Here is a 9,326-nt window from a genome sequence, read left to right as displayed (position 1 = left end):
CGAATGCGGAGTGTCAGACTCCATTAATGTGACTGACAGACCGCTTTCGCGAGCAGGCTCGCTCCCACAGGGGATCTCCAACAGGGGGAGGCGGGTCAGGCCTGACGTTCGGCTTTCGCTTCCTCACCCAGGCAAGCCGCCGCGGTGAACAATACATCGGTCGAGGAGTTCAGCGCCGTTTCCGCCGAGTCCTGCAGCACACCGATGATGAAACCGACCGCCACCACCTGCATGGCGATTTCGCTCGGGATTCCGAACAGGCTGCATGCCAGCGGGATCAGCAGCAGCGAACCACCCGCCACACCCGAAGCACCACAGGCACAAATCGCCGCGACGACGCTCAGCAAGATGGCCGTCGGAATGTCCACGGCAATGCCCAGGGTGTGCACGGCCGCCAGCGTCAGCACGGTGATGGTGATCGATGCGCCGGCCATGTTGATGGTCGCTCCCAGCGGAATCGACACCGAGTAGGTGTCCTCGTGCAGGCCCAGGCGCTTGCTCAACTCAAGGTTGACCGGAATGTTCGCCGCCGAGCTGCGGGTGAAGAACGCGGTAATGCCGCTTTCGCGCAGGCACATCAACGTCAGTGGATACGGATTGCGGCGTAGTTTCCAGAACACGATCGCCGGGTTCATTACCAGCGCCACGAACAGCATGCAGCCCAGCAACACGGCCAGCAGGTGCGCGTAGCCGATCAAGGCGCCGAAACCAGAGGTGGCCAGGGTCGAGGCCACAAGACCGAAGATCCCCAGCGGGGCAAAACGAATCACCATGCGTACGATCAGGGTTACGCCGTTGGACAGGTCGTCCAGCACGCCGCGCGTGGCCTTGCCTGCATGGCGAATGGCAATGCCCATGCCGATGGCCCAGGCCAGGATGCCGATGAAGTTGGCGTTCATCAACGCACTGACCGGGTTATCGACCACGCTGAGCAACAGGCTTTGCAGCACTTCGCTGATGCCGCCGGGGGCGGTGACCGCAACGTCCTGCGTCGACAGCACCAGGCTCGATGGGAACATCATGCTGGCCACCACCGCGACCACGGCGGCCGCGAATGTACCCAGCAGGTACAGGAACAGGATCGGGCGGATGTGGGTTTCCTGGCCGTGTTTGTGGTTGGCGATGGATGCCATGACCAGGATGAACACCAGAATCGGCGCGACCGCTTTCAGGGCAGAGACGAAGACTTTGCCGATAAAGGCTGTGGACTTCGCCGCTTCAGGCGCAATCAGGGCCAGGGTAATACCGGCGATCAGGCCAATGAGGATCTGCGTGACCAGGCTCAGGCGTTTGAGGCGTTGCAATAGAGAAGGGGATGAAGCGCTCATAAAACGGCATCTCTGATTTTATTAGGTGCGGGGGTATCACGACATCGACGCCGGAAAGCGATCGATGATCAGGGTGTACGTTTCGCGGGGCGCGGACTTTATCACAGCGTGCTCCGGATACTTCAGTCCTGTGACGATCTGCCACCGGCCGTTAAACGCGATTTGCAGGTTCGTGCAACCCTGATCGGAAACACTCTGTTAAGCTTCGCCATCCTCATTTTCATGTTCCAGTGAGCCTTCGGGCTATCGCTGGTGTCGTCGTTTTTCTGGAGTTCTGCATGCTGTTGCCCGTTTTTCTGTTGTCGGCCGCCGGTTTCACGGTACTGACCACGGAGTTCATCATCGTCGGCCTGTTGCCGGCCATCGCCCGTGACCTCGAGGTCAGCATCCCGCAAGCGGGGTTGCTGGTGACGCTGTTCGCCTTCACCGTCGCCGCGTTCGGGCCGTTCCTCACGGCGTACTTCGCCCGCTTCGAACGACGCAAGCTGTTTATCTCGGTGCTGGTCATGTTCGGCCTGGCCAATACCCTCGCCGCGTTGGCACCGAACATCTGGGTGATGGCCTTTGCCCGGCTGATACCGGCCCTGGGCCTGCCGGTATTCTGGGCGCTGGCGAGTGAGACGGCGGTAGACATTGTCGGGCCTGACTACGCCGGACGCGCCATCGCCAAGATCGGCTTCGGCATCGTCTGCGCCACGGTATTCGGCATTCCGGTGGGCACGCTTATTTCCGATGCATTCGGCTGGCGCAGTGCCTTCGCCATTTTGGCGTTCATCGCCTTTGCCAAGGCGCTGTTGCTGTTTATCTACCTGCCGAAAACCAACCTGCATCAGCATCAGGTCAGCTTCCGCTCACAGTTCAAGATTCTGCGCAGCCCATTGATGGTGGGGCATGTGTTGCTGTCGATTGTGGTGTTCAGCGGCATGTTCACCGCCTACACCTACCTGGCGGACATCCTTGAGCGCCTGGCCGGGCTCAACGGCACGGTGGTCGGCTGGTGCCTGATGGGCTTCGGCGCGGTAGGGCTGATCGGTAACTCCCTGGGTGGTCGCGCGGTGGATCGGCATCCGTTGGTGGCCTCGCTGATGTTCTGCGCCTTTATGATCGCCGGCCTGGTGGCGCTGGTACCGAACATCCATTCGCCTTTCGGGCTGGCGGCGGCGATGGGCATCTGGGGTATTACCCAGGCGGCGCTGTTCCTGGTCAGCCATGTACGCCTGATGAAGGCCGCACCGGAGGCGCCAGCGTTCGCCGCGTCGCTGAACATCGCCGGGGCCAATCTGGGAATCGGCCTGGGCGCCATGATCGGTGGTCGGGTGATCGACAGTGTCGGCCTGCAAGGACTGGGTTTCGCTGCCGCCGGATTGATCCTGGCTTCGATCCTGTTGGCCATCGCGCTGATGACCTTCAAGCCCCGGGAACCGGTCACAGCGCTGTAAACAGCTCGCGTCGGGCACCTTCGGTAATGGCGACAATGCCAGGGTGCTTGACCTTGCGTTCCACCGAAATGGCGTAGAACGACTCGCTCACCGCGTCGGTCTGGCCGATCACCTCCACGCCATATTGGCGCTTCACTTCGTCGGCGATCACGCTCGGGCCGATGAAAATCCCGCTTCCGGATTGCCCGAACGCCTGCATCAGGGCGCTGTCGTCGAATTCGCCGACAATCTGCGGCTGGATCTGCTGTTCGGCAAACCAGCGTTGCAAACGGCTGCGCACCACCGTTTCCGAGCCCGGAATCAACAGGGGCGCGCCGTGCAGGCTGCGAGGAAAGTCCTGGCCATAACAGGCTGCCAATTCGGCGGTGGCGAAGAAGCTGATCCCGCATTCCCCGAGTTTCTGGGAGTAGCCCTTGATGTCCAGATGCGAGGGCATCGGGCTGTCGGAAATCACCAGGTCCAGGCGCTGGATCGCCAAATCGGCCAACAAACGTTCAAGTTTGTCCTCGCGGCAGGTGATACGCAGAGGCTCGCTCAATTCCATGGTCGGCGCGATCAAGCGATAGACGATGGATTTGGGTACCACGTCCGCTACGCCCACGCGAAACAGAATCTGTTGCTCATTGGGTCGGGCTCGCAGCATCAACTCCAGTTCGCCCCCCAGCTGAAACATTTGTTCGGCGTAGGGCAGGGTCTGGCGGCCGGCTTCCGTGAGTTCCAGTTGTCGGCCGACCCGGCGAAACAGTTCGATGCCATAGGTTTGTTCGAGCAGTGATATCTGCCCGCTGATGGTCTGGGGTGTCAGGTTCAGCTGCTCGCAGGCGCGCACGATGCTGCCGGTCTTGGCCACGACCCAGAAGTAATGCAATTGGCGATAGTTGAGCATGGCGATCTACAGTTCGTAAAAAACGAAGTATAACCGCTGAAAATACGAATTTTCCTGAAGTATTCATCTCCCTAGAATGCGTCGCTATCAACGGGCAATCGTTGCGGTCCTGTTTGTTCTATCGAGGAAAACATCATGAAGCTTAAAACCACGGCTCTGCTGATCGCGTCTGTGCTGGTGCTCTCCGGCTGTGAACAGGCCGAGAAAAGCGCTCAGCAACTGATGGGCAAGGCTGCCGAAAGTGCCAAACAGGCCATCGACGACACCCACAAAGCCGCCGAGCAAGCACTGAGCGAGGCCACCGGCGGGTTGATCAGCAAGAAAGAATCATCGGAAAAAGATGCGGAGAAAACCGAATCTTCCTCCCAGGAAATCTAAACCGTCTTACAGCGAGTCAGGACTGACCCATGGAATACCTTTTACAGCTAGCCGCTAGCCCCACTGCCTGGGTCGCCCTGGCCACCCTGGTGGTGATGGAGATCGTGCTGGGCATCGATAACCTGATTTTCATCTCGATCCTGACCAACAAACTGCCTGAGAAGCACCGGCAGAAAGCGCGGCGCATCGGTATCGGCATGGCGCTGATCCTGCGACTGGGCTTGCTGAGTACTATCGCGTTCATCGTCCAGCTGACAGCGCCAGTGATCGAAATTTTCGGCCACGCGTTCTCCTGGAAGGACATGATACTGATCGCCGGCGGCCTGTTCCTGTTGTGGAAAGCCACCACGGAAATCCACCACAGCATGGACCCGTCGCCGGAAGATCCGACCTCGAAAACGTCGACCGTGACCCTGGGCTTTGCCGCAGCGATCGGCCAGATCCTGATGCTGGACATGGTGTTCTCCATCGACAGCATCATTACCGCTGTCGGCATGACCGAGCATTTGCCGATCATGATCATCGCGGTGGTGGTGTCGGTATTGGTGATGTTGTTGGCGGCTGACCCGCTGGCCAAGTTCATCAACGACAACCCGACAGTCGTCATGTTGGCCCTGGGCTTCCTGATCATGATCGGCATGACGCTGATCGCCGAAGGCTTCGGCGCCCACGTACCGAAAGGCTACGTCTACGCTGCCATGGCGTTCTCGGCTGCGATCGAGGTGTTGAACATGATGTCCCGCCGGGCGAAGCAGAAGCGCGTTGCCGCTGAGGCTTGACCTGCGCTGAATGAAAAGGCCGCCTGTACTCGAGAGAGTGCAGGCGGCCTTTTTGTGTACGGTGCAAATGGCTGATCAGTGTGCGGAGGCGTGACGCGAGTCAGCTTTATCGTTTTTCGCCTCGGGTGCCGGCCGGGCGGGGTGGTGATGGTGGCGACGGGTAATGCGCAGGACCCCCCATAACATGGCGGCGGCGACGGCCAGCCAGCCGGAAATCAACATCACGATAGTCATTGTCAGGCTCATCAGTGCCTCCTCTTTGCCCTGCGGCGGGCGCACACGCTTTGCAAGTGACAGTCTAGCCGCTGACGTGTTGCAGGCTATTGACCGAAGGTCGACTGCAACCAATCAGTTCGCTCTATAGCGCGCAATCAACTGCGGGTTAAGGCTATACCGCCACCGCGCGGCGTCCTATGATCGACGGCCAAGCCGGGAAGCGGATTGCCTGGCGTCTGAACAAGAGAGTGATGATGGTGCGGGTAATTTCTCGAATTCTATCGGTGGCACTGATTGCGGGCTGTATTGCCGGGTTGTCCGGGTGTGCAGGCAACGTTGCACCGCAGATCAAGCGTCTGCCGGAGCGGGTCGAACTCACAGGTCGGTTCTATCGCGGCGTTGCCAATCAAAGCGGGCCGCAAGTGTTGGCAAGCCTGTTGTCCCAGCAGGGCATCGTGATCACGCCGGGCTTGCTCGACAAACCGCTGCATCTGCCGGGCGCTGAGGCCCAGCTGCAACAGAACATGCAGAACCTGGCGCGTGAATACGGAATGATGGTCTATCCCCTGGACAGCAATCTGCCAGCCCTGCTGACTCAGGTGGCAGCGGGTTATCCGGTGATGGTGCGTTTTACCGAGGGCTCCGCGCTCTGGGCTGAACCGCGTTATGCCATTTTGTCCGGCTACAACCGTCAGAAGCAGACGGTACTGTTGCGTGCGGGCATGGAGCAGCGGGTATTGATGAGCTTCGGTTCGTTCGAATCGGCTTTCAAGGACGCCGGTGGTTGGGCCGTGCTGATTCAGGCGCCGACGCAGATTCCGGCCGAAGTCGATCAGCAGCGCTGGCTCAAGGCTGCGAACGATCTGGCCCAGGCAGGGCAAGAGCAGGCGGCTGCGAAGGCCAAAAAAGCTCTGGCCGCGCAGTAAGTCCGTTCGTCATCTATTCGGCACCGGACGGGGCCAGGGGTATCTGATAGATAAGACCCTGGCCCCCTCGGAGGTGCATATGTCTACCGATTCGAGCTTCAACGACAAACGCCCGGAAAACGTTCCGACAACCCCAGATGGCAATGTCGACCCAGTGTTGGATCCGGACAGCCCGTTGCGAGATCCGCTTGCCCGGCCGGTCGTGGCGCCTGTGAAACATCCGCAGGGCTGGCAAGACCCCAGCAAAGGGGATGGCATTCCGGATGACGACCAGATGCCGCTGCCCAACGACTGATCGTTGACGAAAAAAAAGCCCCGAATGTTCGGGGCTTTCTTATGTGCGCGATGTTGTTACTTCGATGCCTCAACCACGCCGCTCTGGCGCTGCTTGAGGTTCTTGTCCGATTTGTATTGCATGGCCGCGGACGCTACGTTGGCGCTCTTGCCGGTTTCGACCCAATTGCGGATGCGCGTGGCATCGGCAAAATGCGTGTACTTGCCGTAAGCGTCAAGGAGCACCAGGGCAACCGGGCGGTTACTCATCCGGGTCACCAGCACCAGGCAGTGACCTGCTTCGTTGGTGAAACCGGTTTTGGTCAGCTGGATGTCCCAGTCCGGTTTGCGGACCAAATGGTCGGTGTTACGAAAACCCAGGCTATAGACGGGTTTGCGGAACGTGACGGTTTTTTCCTTGGTCGTGCTCAGCTCCGTCAGCAATGGATACTTGTGCGCAGCAATCAACAGTTTGCTCAGGTCGCGGGCGGTGGACACGTTGCGCGGCGAAAGACCGGTGGGTTCGACAAAGTGGGTATTGGTCATGCCCAGGGCCTTGGCCTTGGCGTTCATCGCGGCGATGAACGCGGCGTAACCACCCGGGTAGTGGTGGGCCAGGGTGGCGGCCGCCCGGTTTTCAGAGGACATGAGGGCGATCAGCAGCATTTCCCGGCGCGGCAGTTCACTCTTCAGCTTCACTCGGGAGTACACACCTTTCATTTCCGGCGTGTCGCTGATGTTGACGTTGATGTATTCATCCATGTTCTGCCTGGCTTCAACCACGACCAGGCCAGTCATCAGCTTGCTGACGGACGCGATGGGCACCACCACGTCGGGATTGTTGGCGTAAATGACTTTGTTGGTCTGCATGTCCAGCAACAAGGTGCTGCCGGAAGCGAGCTTGAGTTGCGAGGTGTCTCGAGGCGCAGCGGTGGTTTCGCCGGCGTTGGCAATTGGCGTGATGAAAGTCCCTGTAACTGCAAAAAATAGGCTCAGGATGGAAAGACGGATTTTCACGCTGGCAGACTCATAAAGTGTTGATACACCGTTATGTAACGGGCTATTTCTCAAAAAGCGCGACATTCTGGAGTATGGCTGAATAACTGTCGATGGTTGTTCGAGGGCAGCGTGAAAGTCCTTGGAAACATGAAAAAAACGTCATTTTCCGGCGGATGGTCGATCCCGTTCCGCTGACAAAAAAGAACCCCGCTTTGAGCGGGGTTCCTTGAGTCACTGGCTACCTTGGCAAAAGGGTTCAGCTGTGCAGGGTTTCGCACGCGTACAGCGTGTTTTCCAGCAGGCAGGCACGGGTCATCGGACCAACGCCACCCGGCACCGGAGTAATCCAGCCGGCACGGGGCAGGGCGGTTTCGTAGATGACGTCACCGACCAGTTTGCCGTCTTCCTGGCGGTTGATGCCAACGTCAATCACGATCGCGCCTTCCTTGATCCACTCGCCCTTGACCAGGCCAGGCTTGCCGGCAGCCACCACGACCAGGTCCGCACGACCGACGTGGCCGGCCAGATCCTTGGTGAAACGGTGAGTGACGGTCACGGTGCAACCGGCCAGCAGCAGTTCCATTGCCATCGGGCGGCCAACGATGTTGGAGGCCCCGACCACCACGGCGTTCATCCCGTACAGATCGGCACCGGTGCTTTCCAGCAAGGTCATGATGCCTTTGGGAGTGCAGGGACGCAGCAGAGGAATACGCTGGGCCAGGCGACCGACGTTATAAGGATGGAAGCCGTCAACGTCCTTGTCCGGGCGAATGCGCTCCAGCAGTTTGGACGCGTCCAGGTGTTCGGGAAGAGGAAGCTGCAACAGTACGCCGTCGATTGCCGGATCGTCGTTGAGGCGATCGATCAGATCGGCCAGCGCTTCTTGAGTGGTATCGGAAGGCAGGTCATAAGCTTGGGAAAGGAAGCCGACCTCTTCACAGTCTTTACGCTTGTGCGAGACATAAACCTGAGAGGCGGGATCGCTGCCGACCAGGATCACCGCGAGGCCAGGCGTACGCAAGCCTTGCTGGCGACGCTCGGTGACGCGTTGGGCGATCTGCTGGCGCAGGCTGGCGGCGATCGATTTGCCGTCGATTAGTTGTGCAGTCATTGCGCGTGATTAACCATCGAGAGGGGAAAAAAAGAGAGCGCATTCTCGCATGTCATGCGGTGAGGGCAAAGGCGCTTGGTCTGTAAATTCCCCTAAGCCCTTTAATTAAATGAATTTTTTTTAAAAAGGATTTGACGACCCTCGGGGCGCTCTATACTATTCGTCGCACTTGTCGGGCACAGCCTAGCACTGGTTAAGAAGGTCAAGCGGAATCAAGGTTCTGTAAGGCTGGAAAGCATTTAGTTTGTAGTCCTCCAAGGGTACAGATTAATAAGGCGCCCGTAGCTCAGCTGGATAGAGCATCCGCCTTCTAAGCGGATGGTCGCAGGTTCGAGTCCTGCCGGGTGCGCCATTAGGCAGCTTTGGCACAAGTAGCGCGATATGGTGGGCGTAGCTCAGTTGGTAGAGCACGGGATTGTGACTCCCGTTGTCGTGGGTTCGATCCCCATCGTCCACCCCATATTTCGAAAGGCGCCAGATTAACAGTCTGGCGCCTTTGCTTTAAAAGCTTCAATCCGCGGATGTGGTGGAATTGGTAGACACACTGGATTTAGGTTCCAGCGCCGCGAGGCGTAAGAGTTCGAGTCTCTTCATCCGCACCAAATAAGCTTCATCTGTGCCACTCGGCCTGGTTGGAGTTCAACAAAAAAGTCGTCAGGCTTTGTTGTTGGCAAGTTGTTACGCAATATGGTGGGCGTAGCTCAGTTGGTAGAGCACGGGATTGTGACTCCCGTTGTCGTGGGTTCGATCCCCATCGTCCACCCCATATTTCGAAAGGCGCCAGATTTAACAGTCTGGCGCCTTTTTTGTTTCAGGGGTTTGAGTGTTTGGCGGCTGCGGGTTTCGGGTCGCAGGGGCAGGGCGCTTCGTCGTATACATGTATCTCGATGATTGCGCATTGCCCGCCCGCCTTGCTCGCGAGGCTGGTTGTCAGGGAGATGATTCAGTCGCCTCTATATATAGAAGAGGTTGGCGCAGAGCCCTGGCTTGA

Annotated in this window: 10 protein-coding genes and 4 tRNA genes; 9 read left to right on the top strand and 5 right to left on the bottom strand. The window is 58.7% G+C overall.

Going from position 1 to position 9,326, the window contains the following annotated elements:
- Positions 1-95: 95 nt before the first annotated feature.
- Positions 96-1,328 carry a serine/threonine transporter SstT gene (gene sstT, locus ACSFE6_RS23635; RefSeq protein ID WP_435429842.1) on the bottom strand — a complete coding sequence of 411 codons (1,233 nt, stop codon included), beginning with the start codon at positions 1,326-1,328 and terminating at the stop codon, positions 96-98.
- 278 nt (positions 1,329-1,606) lie between these two features.
- Between sstT and ACSFE6_RS23630 the strand changes: the two genes are divergently transcribed.
- Entirely contained in the window at positions 1,607-2,767 is a 1,161-nt protein-coding gene (locus ACSFE6_RS23630) for an MFS transporter (RefSeq protein WP_435429841.1), read from the top strand.
- On the opposite strand, the gene nhaR is transcribed toward ACSFE6_RS23630, so the two are convergent.
- Positions 2,754-3,653: a transcriptional activator NhaR gene (gene nhaR / locus ACSFE6_RS23625; RefSeq protein ID WP_435429840.1), complete on the bottom strand. Its 900-nt coding sequence runs from the start codon at positions 3,651-3,653 to the stop codon at positions 2,754-2,756. The genes ACSFE6_RS23630 and nhaR overlap by 14 nt on opposite strands.
- A gap of 135 nt (positions 3,654-3,788) precedes the next feature.
- On the opposite strand from nhaR, the gene ACSFE6_RS23620 reads away from it, so the two are divergent.
- Both ACSFE6_RS23620 and ACSFE6_RS23615 read left to right on the top strand, forming a co-directional pair.
- A complete protein-coding gene (locus ACSFE6_RS23620; RefSeq protein WP_435429839.1) occupies positions 3,789-4,031 on the top strand; it encodes a hypothetical protein in 243 nt (80 codons plus the stop codon).
- A 29-nt stretch (positions 4,032-4,060) separates the two neighbouring features.
- Positions 4,061-4,810 carry a TerC family protein gene (locus tag ACSFE6_RS23615; RefSeq protein WP_435429838.1) on the top strand — a complete coding sequence of 250 codons (750 nt, stop codon included), beginning with the start codon at positions 4,061-4,063 and terminating at the stop codon, positions 4,808-4,810.
- A gap of 75 nt (positions 4,811-4,885) precedes the next feature.
- Here ACSFE6_RS23615 and ACSFE6_RS23610 read toward each other — a convergent pair whose 3' ends face one another.
- Entirely contained in the window at positions 4,886-5,044 is a 159-nt protein-coding gene (locus tag ACSFE6_RS23610) for a hypothetical protein (RefSeq protein WP_435429844.1), read from the bottom strand.
- 179 nt (positions 5,045-5,223) lie between these two features.
- Here ACSFE6_RS23610 and ACSFE6_RS23605 point away from each other — a divergent pair, with 179 nt between their 5' ends.
- Entirely contained in the window at positions 5,224-5,952 is a 729-nt protein-coding gene (locus ACSFE6_RS23605) for a peptidase C39 family protein (protein WP_435429837.1), read from the top strand.
- A gap of 79 nt (positions 5,953-6,031) precedes the next feature.
- The gene (locus ACSFE6_RS23600) at positions 6,032-6,247 is read left to right on the top strand and encodes a hypothetical protein (RefSeq protein ID WP_435429836.1); all 216 of its coding nucleotides are present in this window, start codon (positions 6,032-6,034) and stop codon (positions 6,245-6,247) included.
- Between the two features lie 56 nt (positions 6,248-6,303).
- On the opposite strand, the gene pbpG is transcribed toward ACSFE6_RS23600, so the two are convergent.
- Both pbpG and folD read right to left on the bottom strand, forming a co-directional pair.
- On the bottom strand, positions 6,304-7,242 hold the full coding sequence (gene pbpG, locus ACSFE6_RS23595; RefSeq protein ID WP_435429835.1) for a D-alanyl-D-alanine endopeptidase: 939 nt from the start codon (positions 7,240-7,242) through the stop codon (positions 6,304-6,306).
- 238 nt (positions 7,243-7,480) lie between these two features.
- Complete coding sequence (gene folD, locus ACSFE6_RS23590; protein ID WP_435429834.1) at positions 7,481-8,335, bottom strand: bifunctional methylenetetrahydrofolate dehydrogenase/methenyltetrahydrofolate cyclohydrolase FolD; 855 nt, start codon at positions 8,333-8,335, stop codon at positions 7,481-7,483.
- A 275-nt stretch (positions 8,336-8,610) separates the two neighbouring features.
- Between folD and ACSFE6_RS23585 the strand changes: the two genes are divergently transcribed.
- The 4 genes from ACSFE6_RS23585 to ACSFE6_RS23570 all read left to right on the top strand — a co-directional run bounded on the left by ACSFE6_RS23585 (position 8,611) and on the right by ACSFE6_RS23570 (position 9,101).
- Positions 8,611-8,687, top strand: a tRNA-Arg gene (locus ACSFE6_RS23585).
- 32 nt (positions 8,688-8,719) lie between these two features.
- Positions 8,720-8,795 (top strand) — tRNA-His (locus tag ACSFE6_RS23580).
- Between the two features lie 57 nt (positions 8,796-8,852).
- A tRNA-Leu gene (locus ACSFE6_RS23575) sits at positions 8,853-8,937 on the top strand.
- A gap of 88 nt (positions 8,938-9,025) precedes the next feature.
- Positions 9,026-9,101 (top strand) — tRNA-His (locus ACSFE6_RS23570).
- Positions 9,102-9,326 lie beyond the last annotated feature (225 nt).

Source organism: Pseudomonas baetica, assembly GCF_051216495.1.
Lineage (GTDB): Bacteria > Pseudomonadota > Gammaproteobacteria > Pseudomonadales > Pseudomonadaceae > Aquipseudomonas > Aquipseudomonas baetica_B.
The sequence above is the reverse complement of the archived record's forward strand: the minus strand, read 5'-3'. Positions and strand labels throughout refer to the sequence as shown.

Coding starts and splice junctions, on each gene's coding strand:
- sstT (WP_435429842.1), bottom strand. CDS start 1,328: ATGAGCGCTTCATCCCCTTCTCTATTGCAACGCCTCAAACGCCTGAGC.
- ACSFE6_RS23630 (WP_435429841.1), top strand. CDS start 1,607: ATGCTGTTGCCCGTTTTTCTGTTGTCGGCCGCCGGTTTCACGGTACTG.
- nhaR (WP_435429840.1), bottom strand. CDS start 3,653: ATGCTCAACTATCGCCAATTGCATTACTTCTGGGTCGTGGCCAAGACC.
- ACSFE6_RS23620 (WP_435429839.1), top strand. CDS start 3,789: ATGAAGCTTAAAACCACGGCTCTGCTGATCGCGTCTGTGCTGGTGCTC.
- ACSFE6_RS23615 (WP_435429838.1), top strand. CDS start 4,061: ATGGAATACCTTTTACAGCTAGCCGCTAGCCCCACTGCCTGGGTCGCC.
- ACSFE6_RS23610 (WP_435429844.1), bottom strand. CDS start 5,044: ATGACTATCGTGATGTTGATTTCCGGCTGGCTGGCCGTCGCCGCCGCC.
- ACSFE6_RS23605 (WP_435429837.1), top strand. CDS start 5,224: ATGATCGACGGCCAAGCCGGGAAGCGGATTGCCTGGCGTCTGAACAAG.
- ACSFE6_RS23600 (WP_435429836.1), top strand. CDS start 6,032: ATGTCTACCGATTCGAGCTTCAACGACAAACGCCCGGAAAACGTTCCG.
- folD (WP_435429834.1), bottom strand. CDS start 8,335: ATGACTGCACAACTAATCGACGGCAAATCGATCGCCGCCAGCCTGCGC.